Source organism: Bradyrhizobium sp. ORS 285 (assembly GCF_900176205.1).
In the GTDB taxonomy this organism is placed as follows: domain Bacteria; phylum Pseudomonadota; class Alphaproteobacteria; order Rhizobiales; family Xanthobacteraceae; genus Bradyrhizobium.
Map to the genome: position 1 here is coordinate 4,950,008 of NZ_LT859959.1, position 17,670 is coordinate 4,967,677.

The following is a 17,670-nucleotide window of genomic DNA, read 5'->3' on the forward strand; positions in this document are numbered from 1 at the left end:
GCAGTTAGGATCGTGAAAAGAACAACAACGACCACACTCAATGGAGAGGAGGCCCATGATGTTCACGTTCGACCCGTATTCGCCGGCGGTCGATGCCGACCCGTTCCCGTTCTACAAGACCTTGCGCGACGAGCACCCCTGCTTCTGGAGCCCGCAGGCCCAGGTCTGGATACTCTCGCGCTACGCCGACGTCGCGGCGGCCGGCACCAACTGGCAGACCTATTCCTCGGCCAAGGGCAATCTGATGACCGAGCTGCCGAACCGCGCCGGCGCCACGCTCGGCACCACCGATCCGCCGCGCCACGACCGGCTGCGCGGCCTCGTGCAGCACGCCTTCATGAAGCGCAACCTGGAGAGCCTGTCCGGCCCGATCCGCGACATCGCGCGGGACAGCGCCGAGGCGCTGCGCGGCCAGGAGCGCTTCGACTTCATCGAGGCGTTCTCGTCCAAGTTCACCGTGCGCGTGCTGTTCGCCGCGCTGGGCCTGCCGCTCGGCGACGAGCAGACGGTGCGCGACAAGGCTGTGCTGATGGTGCAGAGCGATCCGGTCAGCCGCGCCAAGGGCCCGCAGCACATCGCCGCCTACAATTGGATGCAGGACTATGCGGCATCCGTGATCGCCGAGCGTCGCGCCCGGCCGCAGAACGACTTGATCTCGCATTTCAGCATGGCCGAGATCGACGGTGACAAGCTCGACGAGCGCGAGGTGCTGCTGACGACGACGACCCTCATCATGGCCGGCATCGAGTCGCTCGGCGGCTTCATGAGCATGCTGGCCTACAATCTCGCCGACCACCCCGACGCCCGGCGCGCCGTGGTCGCCAATCCCGATCTGCTGGCTGACGCTGTGGAAGAGTCCCTGCGCTTCAACACCTCGGCCCAGCGCTTCCGCCGCTGCCTGCAAAAGGATCTGACGCTTCACGGCCAGACCATGCGCGAAGGCGACTTCGTCTGCCTCGCCTACGGCTCCGCCAACCGCGACGAGCGGCAGTTTCCCAATCCCGATGTCTACGACATCACCCGCAAGCCGCGCGGCCATCTCGGCTTCGGCGGCGGGGTCCATGCCTGTTTAGGCTCAGCGATCGCAAGGATGGCGATCAAGATCGCATTCGACGAATTCCACAAGGTCGTGCCCGAGTATCGCCGCACCCAGGAGCAACTGCCCTGGATGCCCTCCTCGACCTTCCGCAGCCCGCTGTATCTGGAGCTGACGGTGCATTGATCGGAAAGGACGGGTCATCCTCGAACTAACGACTATTTGGGAAGGTAAGTTACGCCCAGGCGCAAAAAGCCGTTTTCAGTGTGGGACAAATATCGCGCGGCAAAGGCAGTGCACCCTCTCCCCTTGTGGGAGAGGGTGGATCGCATGAGCGCAGCGAATGCGAGCCGGGTGAGGGGTCTCTCTCCGCGAGCTCCCGTGCCGAAAGAGACCCCTCACCCGCCTCCGATGCTTCGCATCTCCGGCACCCTCTCCCACAAGGGGAGAGGGTGCACCGACTCCGTGGCCACTACCCACGTTTCACGAAGGACGCATTGGTCCAACGCGACGAAAGGGAGAACGCAAACGAGCGATATGAGCAAGCCGTTATGCAGCTCAAACCAAAGCGCCGAGATCCGCGGCGTTGAAGCCCTTCAGCCCGGCCTTGTCGCCGGCCTTGATCTTCGCGACCCAATCCGCATCGCTGATCAGCGCGCGGCCGACGGCGATGAGGTCGAACTCGTCCTTTGCCATGCGCTCGAGCAGCGCATCGAGATCGGCCGAGCTCGACGGCTTGCCCGCGAAGGCCGAGAAGAACTCGTCGGACAGGCCGACCGAGCCGACGCTGATGGTCGCCGCGCCCGTGATCTTCTTCGCCCAGCCGGCGAAGTTGAGCCCCTTCTCGCCGTCGATCTCCGGGAATTCCGGCTCCCAGAAGCGGCGCTGCGAGCAGTGCAGGATGTCGACGCCGGCATCCACCAGCGGCTGCAGCCAGTCGCCCATCAGCGCGGGCGTCTCGGCGAGGCGCGTCGCGTAGTCCTGCTGCTTCCACTGGCTGACGCGCAGGATGATCGGGAAATCCGGACCGACCGCCTTGCGAATGGCGGCGACGATCTCGCCGGCGAAGCGCGAGCGCTCCTTGATGGTCGGGCCGCCATAGCGATCCTCACGCTTGTTGGTCCCGGACCAGAAGAATTCATCGACGAGATAGCCATGCGCGCCGTGGACCTCGACGGTATCGAAGCCCGTGCGCTTGGCATCGGCGGCAGCCTGCGCGAACGCGGCGACGGTGTCGGCGATGTCGTTCTCGGTCATCGTGTTGCCGCGCGGCTTGTCCGGCGCCACCAGGCCCGAGGGGCTCTCGACCGGCGCGTCCGGCTCCCAGCGGCTCATGCCCTTGGTCGAACCGGTGTGCCAGATCTGCGGCGCGATGCGGCCGCCGGCGGCGTGCACGGCGCTTGCCACCTTCTGCCAGCCGGCCAGCGCGGCCTCGCCGTGGAAGAACGGAATGTTGGGCTCGTTGCGCGAGGCCGGACGGTTGATCACCGTGCCCTCGGTGAGGATCAGCCCCACACCGCCTTCGGCGCGGCGGCGGTAATAGGCGGCGTTGGCTTCGCCGGGGATGCCGTTCGGCGCGGCGTTGCGCGTCATCGGCGCCATGACGATGCGGTTCTTCAGCTCCAGCGACTTCAGGCGAAACGGACGAAACAGCACGCCGGTATCGAGATCGGACATTCAGAAGGCTCCATTGCGTTCGGAACCGCTCCAGTATACTTCGGAAACCTGAAGTCAATGGGGCACCCGAAGTCGCTCAGGTATCCCGGAGGAAACCACCGTGACCGATACGTCGACGTCCGAGACCGCCCCGCTCCGCTGCAAACCGCAGCACTTCTCGTCGGAATGCCCGAGCCGGGTGCTGATCGACCAGATCGCCGACAAATGGTCGATGATGGTGCTCGCGGTGCTCGACGGCGGCCCGCTGCGCTTCAACGCGATCAAGAAGCAGCTCGAGGGCGTCACGCAGAAGGCACTGACGCAGTGCCTGCGCCGTCTCGAGCGCAACGGCCTGGTCGCGCGCGAGGTGATCGCGGACTCGCCGGTGGCGGTCCAGTACGAGATCACACCGCTCGGCCGCACCCTGCAGCCGCCATTCCGCGCGCTCTACGCCTGGACGATCGCCAAGATGCCCGAGGTCGAGCAGGCGCGTCAGGCGTTCGACCAACGCAGGACGCGCTGACCCGAGCGAGCAAGAGCCGATCTCGCCTGCGCCTGATAGCTCCCATCCTTGGCCGCAACCGAGGTCCACCTCTCCCGTTCGGGAGAGGTCGGATTGCATCGCCAGATGCAATCCGGGTGAGGGATGCCGGTCCATCGATAAGCACGAAGCCCCCTCACCCGGCGCTACGCGCCGACCTCTCCCCGGTGGGGAGAGGTGGACTGAGATCACCGCGCGCGCTCGGGAAACAACGACAACACGTGCGTGATGGGCGGCTACTGAAACGCGACCTCGGCGAAGCTGCGCAGCTTGCGCGAATGCAGCCGCTCGGACTCCTGCTGCTTCAGCAGCTCCAGCGCCTTCAGCCCGATCTGGAGATGCTGGCCGACGCGCTGCCGGTAGAAGTCGCTGGCCATGCCGGCGAGCTTGATCTCGCCATGCAGCGGCTTGTCGGACACGCACAGCAAGGTGCCGTAGGGCACCCGGAAGCGATAGCCGTTGGCGGCGATGGCGGCCGACTCCATGTCGAGCGCAACCGCGCGCGACTGCGACAGCCGGCGGATCACCGCCGGGCCGGAGATTTCCCAATTGCGGTTGTCGACGCTCGCGACCGTGCCGGTGCGCATCACCCGCTTCAGCTCGAAGCCGGAATAGCCGGTGACGGCTTCGACAGCCTCCTCAAGCGCGACCTGCACCTCGGCCAGCGCGGGGATCGGCACCCACGGCGGCAGCTCCTGGTCGAGCACATGGTCCTCGCGGACATAGCCATGCGCCAGCACGTAGTCGCCGAGCCGCTGCGTGTTGCGCAGACCGGCGCAATGGCCGACCATCAGCCAGGCATGCGGCCTCAGCACCGCGATGTGGTCGGTGACGTTGCGCGCGTTCGACGGGCCAGTGCCGATGTTGATCAGAGTGATGCCCTGGTGCCCGGGTTCGACCAGATGCAGCGCCGGCATCTGCGGCGTGCGCGCCGGCGCGGAGCCCGTGGTGCCGCCGCCGAGGCGCGCATTGCGCGTGATCACGTTGCCCGGTTCGACGAAGGCTTCCGCCGCGCCCTGCCCGGCCGCGAGCTGCTGCCGGCCCCAGTCGGCGAAGGCGTCGACATAGAACTGATAGTTCGTGAAGATCACGAAATTCTGGAAATGGTCGGGATCGGTCCCGGTGTAGTGATAGAGCCGGCGCAGCGAATAGTCGACGCGCGCCGCGCGAAACAGCGACAGCGGCTCGGGCATGCCCGGCTTCAGCTCCAGCGTGCCGTCGGCGATGGCATCGTCCATGGTCGCGAGGTCAGGCGCATCGAACACGTCGCGCAGCGAGCGCGTCACCAGCGGGCTCTCGTGATGCGGCAGCGCCGTCTCGATGTTGATGTCGCGGCGATAGGCGAAATGCACCGGGATCGGCTCGGCGGATTCGCCGATCTCGACGGGCACGCCGTGGTTCTCGATCAGCAAGCGGATCTGCTCGGAGAGATAGGAGCGGAACAGATCCGGCCGCGTGATGCTGGTCTCGTGCACGCCCGGCCCCGCGACAAAGCCATAGGCCAATCGCGAGTCGAGACGCGCATGGCTAGCCGTCGTCAGGCGCACGAAGGGATAAGTTGCGCGGATCCGCGTCGCCGGAACGACGCCGTTGGCATAGGCCTCGAAATGTCCGCGCAGGAACGCGGTGTTGCGCTCGTAGATTTCCTCGAGCCGGGCCACCGCGGCCGCGGCGTCGGTGAAGCTTTCGGTCGGGAACGCTTGCGGGGATTGGACGGTCAAGGCGGCCTCATCTTGCTGAAGCCGAAGGTTAAGCGAAGCGGCCGTTCCCGCGCAACGCTTGCCGGCGCCTTGTCCAAGCGCCGGAGGTTCCCTCCCCGCACACAACAGCGCGAGGAGGGAAAAACTTCAGCCCTTGGCCAGCTGCTCGTCGAGGTCGTGCAGCACCTGGTAGCAGGGCAGCACCTGGGCAACGCTGGCGTTAGGCTCGCGGCCCTCGCGGATCGCGGCGAAGAACTCGCGGTCCTGCAGCTCGATGCCGTTCATGGAAACGTCGACCTTGGAGACGTCGATCTTCTGTTCCTTGCCATCAACCAGATCGTCGTAACGGGCGATGTAGGTGCCGGTGTCGCCGATGTAGCGGAAGAAGGTGCCGAGCGGGCCGTCATTGTTGAACGACAGCGACAAGGTGCAGATCGCGCCATTGGCGGCCTTGAGCTGGATCGACATGTCCATCGCGATGCCGAGGGTCGGATGGATCGGCCCCTGGATCGCGTTGGCCCTCACGATCGGCGAGCCGGCTTGATACGCGAACAGGTCAACCGTATGCGCGGCGTGGTGCCACAGCAGGTGGTCAGTCCAGCTGCGCGGCTGTCCCAGCGCGTTCATGTTGGTGCGGCGGAAGAAGTAGGTCTGCACATCCATCTGCTGGATGTGGAACTCGCCGGCCTTGATCTTCTTGTGCACGAACTGGTGGCTGGGATTGAAGCGCCGCGTGTGGCCGCACATCGCGACCAGCTTGGTCTCCTTCTGCAACTCGACCACCTGCTGCGCGTCCTTCAAGGAGTCGGCGAGCGGAATCTCGACCTGCACGTGCTTGCCCGCCTTGAGGCAATCGATTGCCTGCGCCGCATGCATCTGCGTCGGCGTACAGAGAATGACCGCGTCGACCTCCGGCAGCTTGAGGCTGTCGGAAAGCTCGGTCGAGACGTGCTTGATGCCGTATTTGTCGGCGACTTCCTTGGTCTGGTCGAAGCGGCGGCCGACCAGCGACACCACCTCGACACCGTCGATGTTCTTGATGCCATCGAGATGCTTGATGCCGAAGGCGCCGGCGCCGGCGAGCGCGACCTTGATCGTGTTGGCCATTTAGTTGTTCTCCAGAATGACATGGCCGACAGCAGTGTTGCTGGCCGGCACATGGTAGAAGCGGTGACGCACGGTCGGCGCGTTGCCCTTCTTGGTCTCGTTGACGTCGCTCATGGCGCCGCGCGCGATCAGCCACATCACGAGCTCGATGCCCTCGCTGCCGGCCTCACGCACGTAGTCGATATGCGGCACCTTGGACAGCCCTTCCGGATCGTTGATCAGCTTGTCGAGAAAGGCGTTGTCCCATTCGCGATTGATCAGGCCGGCGCGCGGGCCTTGCAGCTGATGGCTCATGCCGCCGGTGCCCCAGATCTGCACGTTGAGCGGCTCGTCATAGCTCTCGATCGCCTTGCGGATCGCCTTGCCCAGCATGAAGCAGCGGCGGCCCGACGGCACCGGGTACTGCACGACGTTGACGGCGAACGGGATCACCGGACACGGCCAGGCATCGACCTGGCCGAAGATCAGGCTGAGCGGCACGGTGAGGCCGTGGTCGACGTCCATCTTGTTGACGATGGTGAGATCGAAATCGTCCTGGATCACCGACTGCGCGATATGCGCGGCGAGCTTCGGATGCCCGATTACCTTCGGCACGGGCCGCGGGCCCCAGCCCTCGTCGGCCGGCTGATACTCGGCCGCGGTGCCGATCGCGAACGTCGGAATCATGTCCAGGCTGAAGGCGGTCGCGTGGTCATTGAAGACCAGGAACACGACGTCGGGCTTCTGCTCCTTCTCCCACTGCTTGGCGAAGTCGTAGCCGGCGAACACCGGCTTCCAATAGTCCTCGCCGGTCTTGCCGAGGTCGAGAGCTGCGCCGATCGCGGGAACGTGCGAGGTAAAAACGCTTGCGGAGATCTTTGCCATTTACTTCTTCTCCCCGGTGTAGCGGTTGCCCTCGACCGAGCGGCCGCCCTTGATCATCATCTCGCGGTACTGCTCTTCGGTCATGCCGGTCATGCTGCCGGCCATCTGCTGAAAGCTCTTGCCGTCGGTCGCGCCGATCTTGGCAAGGAAGTAGATGTTGCCGCCGAGCGCGATGCAGCGGTTGAGGTCGCGGTCGAGCACGGCCTGCTTCTGCTCCTCGCTCATCGGCCATTCGTCGAGATAGGCGCGCTCATTGGCCTTGAAGCGGGCGCGGTTCTCCGCCTTCATCAAGGACATGCAGAACTGGTTGAGGTGATAGCCCATCCGCGACATGTCGGCGTCGAAGATGGTCGTACCGGGAACGTCGGTATAGGGTTTGTCGAGCGACATCGCTTCCCTCCTCTTAGGATTCTTCGGGCCAGTACAGCCGCATCGGATTGTCGACCAGGAGCTTCTTCTGCAGTTCCTCGGTGACGGCGATATGGGGAATGAAATCGACCAGCAGGCCGTCGTCCGGCATGTGGTCCTTCAGGTTCGGATGGGGCCAGTCGGTGCCCCACAGCACGCGATCCGGGAAGGTCTCGACGATGCGCTTGGCGAACGGCACCACGTCGCGATAGGCATTCTGCTCGCCGTTCAGCGCCGGCGGGCCCTTGACCGAGAGACGCTCGGGGCAGCTCACCTTGGACCAGACGTTCTGGTGCTCGCGCATGAACTTCACGAACAGCTCGAACTCCGGACCATCGACCGGCTTGGTCACATCGGGACGGCCCATATGGTCGACAACGACGGTGGTCGGCAGCGAGGTGAAGAAGTCCCACAGCTCCGGCAGGTCGACGGCCTCGAAGTAGATCACGACATGCCAGCCGAGCTTGTTGATGCGGTTGGCGATCTCGACGAGCTCGTCCTTCGGCGTGAAGTCGACCAGGCGCTTGACGAAGTTGAAGCGGACGCCGCGCACGCCGGCGTCGTGCATCGCCTTCAGCTCCTCATCCGTGACGCTGCGCTTGACGGTCGCGACGCCGCGGGCCTTGCCGTTGGAATGCACGAGCGCATCGACCATCGCGCGGTTGTCGGCGCCGTGGCAGGTCGCCTGCACCACGACGTTACGGGCGAATCCGAGATGGTCGCGCAGCGCGTAGAGCTGATGCTTCGAGGCGTCGCAGGGCGTGTACTTCCGCTCGGGCGCGAAAGGAAATTCGGCGCCGGGGCCGAACACGTGGCAATGCGCGTCGACGCCGCCGGCCGGCACCTTGAAACGCGGCTTCGACGGGCCGTCGTACCAGTCGAGCCATCCCGGGGTCTTCTGGAACTCCATGAGGTTCCCTACTCCTTGGACTTGATCTTGTTGAGAATGCGATCGGCCTCGGTGCGCCAGTCCGGGCTGCGCGCGAATTCCTTCGTACCGCGGGTGCCGAACAGGCCGTCATCGGCGAGATCGGCGACCCAGGCCTGGCGCTCGGCGGTGCCGTCCGCCGACCACGGCGTCAGCCCGATATCGCGCACGGTCTCGGCGACCTCCCTCACCTCCTCGGCGCGGCGGCGGCCATGCTCGATCACGCGCTGAAAGAAATAGGCGCCCTGCTTCTCCCAGTCGATGCCGGGAAAGGTCTCCTTCAGCGATGCAAGAACCGCATCCTCGACACCGTAGGCGCGCGCGGTGGTGAAGCTCTCGATCACCATCGCCTCGAGGCCCTTGATCATGATGCTGCGGCACATCTTGGTCGCCGAGGCCACGCCGAGCTTGTCGCTGGCGGGCTTGGCGGCAAAGCCGAGATCGTTGAGCAGCGGCGCCAGCTCGCGCGCGCCCGCGCCGCCGAGCAGCAGCGGCACCTTGATGCGATAGGGCGGGACCGAGGTCATGACCGCGCCTTCGACATAGCGCCCGCTGGCCCCATCGATCAGCGCGGCCGCGCGCTGCTTGGCGCCGGGAGAGGCCGAGTTGAAGTCGAGGAACCAGGCGCCCGGCTTGATCGTCGGCGCGCAGGCTTCCGCGACCGCCACGTCCTGGCTGGCGGTCACGGCGGAGACGATGAAGTCGGCCTGCGCCGCCAGCTCGGCATGCGAGGCCGTCAGTGTCACGCCGATGCTGTCGGCGTGCGCGCGCATCGCGTCACCACGGTTATCCGACAGCTTCACATCATAGGCAGAGACACGCACGCCGTCCTTGCGCAGATCCTCGGCGAGGATCTTGCCGACCTCGCCGTAGCCGATCAGCCCGACATGCCACTGGTTGGACGCAGCCGTCATCGCTCAGTCGATATACTTGAGCCCGGCCTTCGCCAGCGGCTCGCGCATCTTATACATGTCGAGGCCGAGCACGCCCGACGCCAGCTTCTCGCGCTTGTCGGCCTCGTTGGCCTCGCGCGCAGCGGCAGCATCAGCCGCCTGATGTGCAACAGCCGCCGGAACGACGACAATGCCGTCGACATCAGCGACGATCACGTCGCCGGGGTTCACGGCAGCACCCGCGCAGACGATCGGGATGTTGACCGAGCCCAATGTCGCCTTCACCGTGCCTCGGGCGCTGATGGCGCGCGAGAACACCGGAAACTGCATCTCGGTGAGATCGGCAACGTCACGCACGCCACCGTCGATGACGAGCCCCTGGGCCCCGCGGGCGCGAAAACTGGTCGCCAGGAGATCGCCGAAGAAACCGTCGGTGTTCTCGACCGTGCAGGCGGCGACGACGACGTCGCCGGGCTGGATCTGCTCGGCCGCGACATGCAGCATCCAGTTGTCGCCTGGCTGCAGCAGCACAGTGACCGCCGTGCCGCACATCTTCGCGGTCGGATAGATCGGCCTGATATAGCACTGCATCAGGCCGACGCGGCCCATCGCCTCGTGGATGGTGGCGACGCCGAACTTGGACAGCTTCTCCACCGCCGCCTTGTCGGCGCGGGTGATGTTTTTCTTGACGATGCCGAGATTGTTCATGGAGGTGCTCATGGCTCGCTTTAGATTACTTGCCCTTGGCCTTCAACGCGGCGTCGAGACGCGGGAACACGCGCCGGGCGTTGCCTTCGTAGATCTGGTGGCGCTGCTCGGGGGTCAGCTTGGCGGCCTCGATATAGCGCTTGGTGTCGTCGTAGTAGAAGCCGGTCTCCGGATCGATGCCGCGAACGGCGCCAATCATCTCGGAGGCGAACAGAATGTTGTCGATCGGGATCACGCCGGTCAAAAGGTCGATGCCCGGCTGGTGATACACGCAGGTGTCGAAGAAGATGTTGTTGAGCAAATGATCCTTCAACAGCGGCTTCTTCAGCTCCTGGGCGAGGCCGCGGAACCGGCCCCAATGATACGGCACCGCGCCGCCGCCATGCGGGATCAGGAACTTCAGGGTCGGGAAGTCCTTGAACAGGTCCGAGGTCAGGCACTGCATGAACGCGGTCGTGTCGGCATTGAGATAATGCGCGCCGGTCGTGTGGAAGCAGGCGTTGCAACTGGTCGAGACGTGGATCATCGCGGGGATGTCGAGTTCGACCATCTTCTCGTAGATCGGATACCAGTGCCGGTCCGACAGCGGCGGCGAGGTCCAGTGACCGCCCGACGGGTCCGGGTTCAGATTGATGCCGACGAAACCGTACTCCTTGATGCACTTCTCGAGCTCGGGAATGCACGTTTTCGGATCGACGCCCGGCGACTGCGGCAGCATCGCAACGCCGATGAAATTGTCCGGGAAGAGCTGGCTGACGCGGTAGCACAGCTCGTTGCAGATCGCAGCCCAGGTCGAGGACACCTGGAAGTCGCCGATGTGGTGGGCCATGAAGCTCGCGCGCGGCGAGAACACGGTGAGGTCGCTGCCGCGCTCCTTCATCTTCTTGAGCTGGTTGCTCTCGATGCTCTCGCGCAGCTCGTCGTCGCTGATCTTGAGTTCGGAGACCTTCGGCATCACGGACGGATCCTTGATGCCCGCGATCTGCCGGTTGCGCCACTCTTCCAGCGCCTTCGGAGCCGTCGTGTAATGGCCGTGCACGTCGATGATCACGTCAGTCTCTCCCTCAAGCTTTTCGTTCGTCCGGCGCCGCTCAATGCGCGACCACGGGGCTGCCGACATCCTTGCCGCTGGCGCGGCCGCCCGGTCCCACGGCCTGCTTTACCACAAGGGCGAGCGCCGCGATCAAGCCGGGAACTGCGATCACGGTGAAAATCTCGCTGAAGGTCAGGTGGCGCGCGGTCAGCTCTGCGACCAGGAACGACCCGGCGATACCGCCGAAGCGGCCGATGCCCATCATCCAGGCGACGCCGGTGGCGCGGCCCTGGGTCGGATAGAACGACGCCGCCAGCGCCGGCAGCGACGACTGCGCCGTGTTCATGACCACGCCGGCCACGAACACGATCACCACCAGGAAGCCCATGTTGCCGACCGCCTGCCCGATCAGGAAGATCGTCACCGCCGTCAGCGCATAGCCGATCGCGACAATGCGGTTGGCGTTGAAGCGGTCCATCAGAAAGCCGAAGAACACCGCGCCGACACCGCCGAGCGGGAACAGCGCCGAGATCAGGGTCGCGGTCTGCGGGTTGAGCCCGACATCCTTGAACAGGATCGGCATCCAGTTGATCAGCGAATAGAAGATCACCAGCCCCATGAAATAGGTGATCCACAGCATCAGCGAGCCGATGCGCAAGACCGGCGACAGCACCATGCCGATGCCGGTCGCATTGACGCGGCGGGTGGTCTCGGCGTGCTCCGGCTCCAGCATCACGAACTGGCCGACATCGGCAGCCCTCGCCGAGATCTTGCGCATCACCTTGCGCACGCGCTCGACGCTGGCTCCGCGCGACAGCAAATAGTGAACGGACTCCGGCAGGATGGCGATCAAGAGCACGGTCAGCACCAGCGGCGTCGCGCCGCCGAGCACCAGCACGCTGCGCCAACCCCATTGCGGGATCATCCACGCCGCGAGAAAGCCGCCGCAGGCCGCGCCCAACGGGAAGCCACAGAACATCAGGTTGGTCATGGTGGCGCGCAGCCGGCCCGGGCAGTACTCGCTGAGCAATGTCACAGCATTCGGCATAGCGGCACCGAGGCCGAGGCCGGTGACGAAGCGCAGCACGGTGAGCTCGGTCAGGTTGCTCGCGAACGCCGAGGCGAGACAGGCGACGCCGAAGATCAGCACCGAGCCGACCAGCACCAGCTTGCGGCCGAGACGGTCGGCCACGGGACCGGCGAGCAGCGCGCCAGCGGCAAGGCCAAACAGCGCCGCGCTCAGCACCGGCCCGAGCGCCGATTTCTCGATGCCCCACTCCTTGAGCAGCGACGGCGCGATGAAGCCGATCGCAGCGGTGTCGAAGCCGTCGAGCAGCACGATGATGAAGCCGAGCGCAAAGATCAGCCACTGGAAGGCGGAGAACGGGTGGTCGTCGAGAAAGGCCTGGACGTCGACACGGGCGGTCGTAGGCATCGCTTCTGCTTCCTTGGGGTGCTGTTCTTGCGCGTTGACCGAGGTCCACAGGGGCACATTCCTGGCGCGATCGTGTCCTGCAGCTTCGGCGGCTTGACAGGGTATGTGACCGAGCGGGACAGCGCGCGCCAGAACCCGACGATATCTATCAGCTATTCCGAAAGGGAATATGATAATGACGGAGCCATGCTGATTTTAGAATGGGTCTGGACAGCTCCGCCGTTGGCTTTTGCCAGTTAGACGCCGCGGGCTCCACCCTCCCCTGGAGGGGGAGGGTCGCTCGCGCGCGAAGCGGGCGAGCGGGGTGGGGTGAAGCCACGGCGGGACTGCCCGTGTGGCTCACCCCACCCCGTCTCACATTGCGCTGCGCTCCATGTGAGACGACCCTCCCCCTCAAGGGGAGGGTGGCACCGCCCGAGCTGACGTTATTCGCGATTCATCGCGGCAGCTTCTTGATCAGCGCTGTCGCCAGCTTCATCGTGTGCTGCGCCAGCGGCGTCGGGCGCTTGTGCGCCGAGGTGACGAAGCACAGCACGCTGGTCGGGGCCGGCTCGGTCAGCGGCCGGATGGCAAGCTCCCCCGCCCGCCCCGAGGCTGCAACGCCGCTCGGCGTCAGCACCGCATGCCCATACCCCGCACACACCAGATCGATGATCGAGGGCACGCTCGACACCTCCCAGGCGATGTCGAGCTTGATACCGGCCAGCGCCGCCTGCGTCTCCAGGAGCCGCCGCATCGCGTGCACGCGCTCCGGCATGATCAGGCTGTAGCGCGACAGTTCGGCCATCGGCAGCGGCGCGGTGACGCGGCGTTTGCCCTTCGGCGCGTGGCTGACCAGCGCGAGCGGCTCCTGCAGCACCGGCGTGATCTCGATGCCCGCCTGGGCGTCCGGATTGTAGACCATGCCGACGTCGATGCGACCCGAGGTGATCCACTCCACGACATGCGTCGAGAGGCCCTCGACCACCGCGAGACGCGCTGCCGGATACTCCTTCCGGAAGCGGTCGATCAGCGGCAGGGTCAATTGCCGCGCGATGCTCGGCGGCAGTCCGATGGTGACGCGGCCGACCGGCGCGTCACGGCTGGCGCCGAGATCCTCGCGCGCATGCGCCACCAGTTGCAGCACGCCGACGCTGTGATCGAGCAGCCGCTTGCCGGCCTCGGTGAGCTCGACGCCGCGGCCATTGCGCGCGAACAGCTGCTGCTTCAGCTCGGACTCCAGCGCGCGGACCTGCCGCGACAGCGCGGGTTGCGCGACGTCGAGCACGGAAGCAGCCTTGCTGAACGAGCCGAGCTCGGCGACCTGGACGAAATATTCGAGCTGCTTGAGGTTCATGAGTGCGAGGCTCGGACATCAAGCGTGAGTGGGCCGAGCCGCCTACTCCGCCCACCGCTGTCGTCCCTGCGAACGCAGGGACCCATACCGCGGAAGGCTGATTGTTGGAAAAGACTCTGCGTCATCTTTCTTTGTTCACAACGGGGGCCGGTGGTTATGGGTCCCTGCGTTCGCAGGGACGACAACGGAGGATGCGGCAGAAGCATGCCCAAACGCCCCATCAGCGCCGCATCCGGTTCAGCCGCGTAGGGTGGGCAAAGCGAAGCGTGCCCACCGTCGATCCGCAAATCCGAAAGCCGGTGGGCACGGCGCGTCGCGCCTTTGCCCACCCTACGATTCTCGGCTGCCGGTGGTCCCCCATCTCAATTCAACACATTCACCGAGAAATTCAGCACCGACGCAAACGCGACCCAGCAGGCATAGGGCACGAACAGCAGCGCGGCGATCCGGTCCTCGCGCCATTGCATCACGATGAAGGTCACGATCAGCACGAACATGCTGACGATGATCGCGAACGCGACCCACATCAGATGCGCGGTGAAGAACACCGGCGACCAGGCGAAGTTGAGCACCAGCTGGCCCCACCACACCTGCATCACGGCGCCGCTTTCCACCCGCTCATAGGTGCGCCAGCCGGCCACCGCGACCAGGATGTAGATCACCGTCCAGGCGATCGGAAACAGCCAGCCGGGCGGGGTGAACCAGGGCTTGTTCAGCGAGCCGTACCAGGCGCCGGGCATGTTGGAGGCGCCGATGATCCAGCCGCCTCCGACCACGAGGACCAGGAGGACGAGAAGATGCAGGATGGATCGGTTCATATTCCGCTCGGCGTGATTTTCGGGGGGCTGTCCGCCGGCGCCCGGCAGCCATGCGGCCGGAGCACCCACGCGCGCACTGGACAGGGCCGCCCTCTGCGCGTAGCCAGGACATAACACAATGCGAGGAAAAGTCAGGGTTTTCCCCTGGCGCCAACGTCCAGGGACCGGGAACGCCGATCAAGTCAGCGCCGGGGTCCTGATACCAGGAAACGGAGCACGCTCAGTGGCTGATTCCCCGGCCCCCTCTTCAGCCATCGCCTCGATCCAGGCCGTCGAAGCCGGCCTCGCCGCGCAGGGCTATATTGCCAGCCGCCAGATCGCGACCGCGGTCTACCTCTCGCAGGCGATCGACAAGCCGATCCTGGTCGAGGGGCCCGCCGGCGTCGGCAAGACCGAGCTTGCAAAAGCGATCGCCGCCTGGCGCGGCCTGAAGATGATCCGGCTGCAATGCTATGAAGGGCTCGACGAGGCCAAGGCGCTGTACGAGTGGAAATACGCCAAGCAGCTGCTCTACACCCAGATCCTCAAGGACAAGCTCGGCGAAGTCCTGGGCGGGGCGCAGACCCTGCATGCCGCGCTTGGCCAACTGCATGATTTCGGCGACGTGTTCTTCTCCAAGGAATTCGTCGAGCCGCGGCCACTGCTGCAGGCCCTGCTCGAGCCCGAGGGCTGCGTGCTGCTGATCGACGAGATCGACAAGTCCGACGCCGAGTTCGAATCGCTGCTGCTCGAAATCCTTTCCGACTTCCAGGTGACGATCCCCGAGCTCGGCAGCATCGCGGCCGCGAAGCCGCCGACCGTGATCCTGACCTCCAACTCCGAGCGCAATCTCGGCGACGCCTTGAAGCGGCGCTGCCTGCATCTGCATATCGGCTTCCCCGAGCAGAGGCTGGAGGAGCGCATCGTCGAGAGCCGGGTGCCCGGCATCTCGCAGACCCTGCGGCGGCAGCTCGTCGCCTTCATCCACGACATCCGCACGCTCGACCTCAAGAAGCAGCCGTCGGTCAGCGAGACCATCGACTGGGCGCGTGTGCTGGTGCTGCTGCAGGCGGCGGAGCTCGGCCATGAGATGGTGAAGGACACGTTGAACGTGCTCCTGAAATACGAGTCGGACATCGAGGTGGCGCTGCCGCAGGTGACGACCTTCGTCGCCAAGGCACAGCGCCAGAATATCTTCGGGTAGGCGCATGCAGGAGAACCTGCATCGGTTCTTCCGGGCCGCGCGCGGCGCCGGCGTGCATGTCTCGCCGGCCGAAAGCATCGACGCGATGCGCGCGGTGGCGAGCGTCGGTGTCGCCGATCGCAATGTGCTGCGCGACACGATGCTGCTGACGCTCGCCAAGAGTGAGGATGAGAAGAAGGCGCTCGGCGCCTGCTTCGATCTGTTCTTCGCCCATGTCGATCCGGCGCAGCCCGAGGCCGACGACTACGCGTCGCAGGACGGGGCCTCGGGCGAGGCGCAGGCTGCTCCGTCCTCGGCACAACAGAGCGATGCGGATTCGAGCGCCGAACTCGGCCCCCTCGCCCAGATGCTGCTGGCGCAGAACACCGCCGACATCTCGGCTGCGATCGCCAATGCCTCGAGCGCCGTCGGCCTGTCCGAGATCCGCTACTTCACCCAGCGCGGCCTGTTCTCCAGCCGCATGCTGGAAACGATGGGCATCCAGCGGCTGCGCGATGATCTGGACGCACTGACGGAGACCAACCCGGCACTGGCCGAGCGGCTGCAGGCCGGCCTCGACGGCCTGCGTGACACCGTGCGCGATGCGGTTGCGCAAGCGCTCGCGCTGTACGGCCGCGAGGAGACTGAGAACCTGCGCCACGAGATCCTGCGCAATGCGCAGCTGTCGCGGATCGAGCCGCGCCAGGTGGCGGCGATGCGCGCGCTGATCCGGCAGATCGCCCGCCGCCTGCGCGAGCGCTACAGCAAACCGCGCAAGCGCCAGCGCCGCGGCCATCTCGACGTCCGCCGCACGCTCCGCCGCAACGCCGCCTGGGGCAGCGTGCCCTTCCTCACCGCCTGGAAGCGGAAGCACCGCGACCGCCCGAAGATCGTGGCGCTATGCGATGTCTCCGGCTCGGTCGCCCGCGTCTCCGACTTCTTCCTGCTCCTGATCCACAGCCTGCACGATGTCGTCAGCGACGTCCGCTCCTTCGCCTTCTCCGGCCATCTGATTGAGGTCAGCGAAATCCTCGAGCAGAAGTCCGCCGAGGAGGCCATGGCCGAGATCATGCACAAGGTCGGCTTCGGCTCGTCCGACTACGGCTCCTCACTGGTCGATTTCGAGAAGCAGTTCATGGCCTCGGTGACGCCTCAGACCACCGTGATCGTGCTCGGCGATGCCCGCAGCAACAAGCTCGACCCGCGCGCGGATATTTTGAAAGCCATCTCCGAGCGCGCCAAGCGCGTCGTCTGGCTCAACCCGGAAGGCCGCGTCACCTGGGGCTGGGGCGACTCCGAAATGCCGCGCTACCAGACCTTCTGCAACGTCGTGCGCCCGTGTGCCACGGCGCAGCAGCTGGAGCGCGCGGTGAGCGATATCGTCTCGGCGTATCAGTAGGCCACTGCTCTCGCTACGCGTCATTGCGAGCGCAGCGAAGCAATCCAGATTGACGGAGTACAAATACTCGATTCTTACTCACGCCTCTTGCAGCGAGCGCCATGCTCGTGAATGCGCCCTCTCCCCTTGTGGGAGAGGGCATGTAGGACAGTTCTGCAAGCTCGGTTGGGTGAGGGGTCCTTTTTCCACGAGCACGACTCGCGGAGAGAACCCCTCACCCAACCGAGCGCTTGGACAGGCCGCACATGCCCTCTCCCACAAGGGGAGAGGGCGCTGTATCGCACAGCGCCGAAGTTTGTAGTCCGTAGGGTGGGCAAACACATCGGGCGGCGCAAGCCGCGCGATGGCGTGCCCACCGACGATGTTTCCGCGAAGGATTACAAACAACCACTTTTTACTGCTGCCTCTTGCAACAAGCGCGATGCTCGTGAATGCGCCCTCTCCCCTTGTGGGAGAGGGCATGTAGGACAGTTCTACAAGCTCGGTTGGGTGAGGGGTTTCTCACAACGACCACGACTCGCGGAGAGACCCCCTCACCCAACCGAGCGCTCGGACAGGCCGCACATGCCCTCTCCCACAAGGGGAGAGGGCGCTGTATCGCACAGCGCCGAAGTTTGTAGTCCGTAGGGTGGGCAAAGACATCGGG

At 65.4% G+C, this 17,670-nt stretch carries 16 protein-coding genes; 4 read left to right on the top strand and 12 right to left on the bottom strand.

All coding sequences use genetic code 11. From position 1 onward, the window contains the following. Window positions 1-58: 58 nt before the first annotated feature. Window positions 59-1,222: a cytochrome P450 gene (locus tag BRAD285_RS22310; RefSeq protein ID WP_006612022.1), complete on the top strand. Its 1,164-nt coding sequence runs from the start codon at window positions 59-61 to the stop codon at window positions 1,220-1,222. A gap of 372 nt (window positions 1,223-1,594) precedes the next feature. Here BRAD285_RS22310 and BRAD285_RS22315 read toward each other — a convergent pair whose 3' ends face one another. Then, window positions 1,595-2,713 carry an NADH:flavin oxidoreductase gene (locus BRAD285_RS22315; RefSeq protein ID WP_006611292.1) on the bottom strand — a complete coding sequence of 373 codons (1,119 nt, stop codon included), beginning with the start codon at window positions 2,711-2,713 and terminating at the stop codon, window positions 1,595-1,597. 178 nt (window positions 2,714-2,891) lie between these two features. Between BRAD285_RS22315 and BRAD285_RS22320 the strand changes: the two genes are divergently transcribed. After that, window positions 2,892-3,215 carry a helix-turn-helix domain-containing protein gene (locus tag BRAD285_RS22320; protein ID WP_035645862.1) on the top strand — a complete coding sequence of 108 codons (324 nt, stop codon included), beginning with the start codon at window positions 2,892-2,894 and terminating at the stop codon, window positions 3,213-3,215. A gap of 254 nt (window positions 3,216-3,469) precedes the next feature. Here the strand turns inward: BRAD285_RS22320 and BRAD285_RS22325 are convergent, their stop codons facing one another. From BRAD285_RS22325 to BRAD285_RS22375, 11 genes are all read right to left on the bottom strand, one after another. Next, window positions 3,470-4,954, bottom strand: a complete 1,485-nt coding sequence (locus tag BRAD285_RS22325) for an AMP nucleosidase (protein WP_006609595.1) — start codon at window positions 4,952-4,954, stop codon at window positions 3,470-3,472. Window positions 4,955-5,080: 126 nt separating this feature from the next. Then, window positions 5,081-6,040, bottom strand: a complete 960-nt coding sequence (locus tag BRAD285_RS22330; protein ID WP_006609596.1) for a Gfo/Idh/MocA family oxidoreductase — start codon at window positions 6,038-6,040, stop codon at window positions 5,081-5,083. Further along, complete coding sequence (locus BRAD285_RS22335) at window positions 6,041-6,904, bottom strand: class III extradiol dioxygenase subunit beta (RefSeq protein WP_006609597.1); 864 nt, start codon at window positions 6,902-6,904, stop codon at window positions 6,041-6,043. Further along, the gene (gene ligA, locus BRAD285_RS22340) at window positions 6,905-7,294 is read right to left on the bottom strand and encodes a protocatechuate 4,5-dioxygenase subunit alpha (protein ID WP_006609598.1); all 390 of its coding nucleotides are present in this window, start codon (window positions 7,292-7,294) and stop codon (window positions 6,905-6,907) included. A 13-nt stretch (window positions 7,295-7,307) separates the two neighbouring features. After that, window positions 7,308-8,222: an amidohydrolase family protein gene (locus BRAD285_RS22345; protein WP_006609599.1), complete on the bottom strand. Its 915-nt coding sequence runs from the start codon at window positions 8,220-8,222 to the stop codon at window positions 7,308-7,310. Between the two features lie 8 nt (window positions 8,223-8,230). Further along, window positions 8,231-9,154, bottom strand: a complete 924-nt coding sequence (locus BRAD285_RS22350; RefSeq protein ID WP_006609600.1) for an NAD(P)-dependent oxidoreductase — start codon at window positions 9,152-9,154, stop codon at window positions 8,231-8,233. A gap of 3 nt (window positions 9,155-9,157) precedes the next feature. After that, window positions 9,158-9,853, bottom strand: coding sequence for a 4-carboxy-4-hydroxy-2-oxoadipate aldolase/oxaloacetate decarboxylase (gene ligK, locus BRAD285_RS22355; protein ID WP_006609601.1), 696 nt, complete (start codon window positions 9,851-9,853; stop codon window positions 9,158-9,160). Window positions 9,854-9,866: 13 nt separating this feature from the next. Continuing rightward, complete coding sequence (locus tag BRAD285_RS22360; RefSeq protein ID WP_006609602.1) at window positions 9,867-10,892, bottom strand: amidohydrolase family protein; 1,026 nt, start codon at window positions 10,890-10,892, stop codon at window positions 9,867-9,869. A 40-nt stretch (window positions 10,893-10,932) separates the two neighbouring features. Continuing rightward, entirely contained in the window at window positions 10,933-12,309 is a 1,377-nt protein-coding gene (locus BRAD285_RS22365) for an MFS transporter (protein WP_006609603.1), read from the bottom strand. A gap of 436 nt (window positions 12,310-12,745) precedes the next feature. Next, a complete protein-coding gene (locus BRAD285_RS22370) occupies window positions 12,746-13,645 on the bottom strand; it encodes a LysR substrate-binding domain-containing protein (RefSeq protein ID WP_006615365.1) in 900 nt (299 codons plus the stop codon). A gap of 362 nt (window positions 13,646-14,007) precedes the next feature. Continuing rightward, the gene (locus BRAD285_RS22375) at window positions 14,008-14,421 is read right to left on the bottom strand and encodes a TspO/MBR family protein (RefSeq protein WP_006615366.1); all 414 of its coding nucleotides are present in this window, start codon (window positions 14,419-14,421) and stop codon (window positions 14,008-14,010) included. Window positions 14,422-14,686: 265 nt separating this feature from the next. Between BRAD285_RS22375 and BRAD285_RS22380 the strand changes: the two genes are divergently transcribed. Further along, window positions 14,687-15,646 (top strand): MoxR family ATPase, encoded by a 960-nt coding sequence (locus BRAD285_RS22380; RefSeq protein WP_006615367.1) that lies wholly within the window; start codon window positions 14,687-14,689, stop codon window positions 15,644-15,646. A gap of 4 nt (window positions 15,647-15,650) precedes the next feature. Further along, the gene (locus BRAD285_RS22385) at window positions 15,651-17,024 is read left to right on the top strand and encodes a VWA domain-containing protein (protein WP_006615368.1); all 1,374 of its coding nucleotides are present in this window, start codon (window positions 15,651-15,653) and stop codon (window positions 17,022-17,024) included. Window positions 17,025-17,670: the final 646 nt, after the last annotated feature.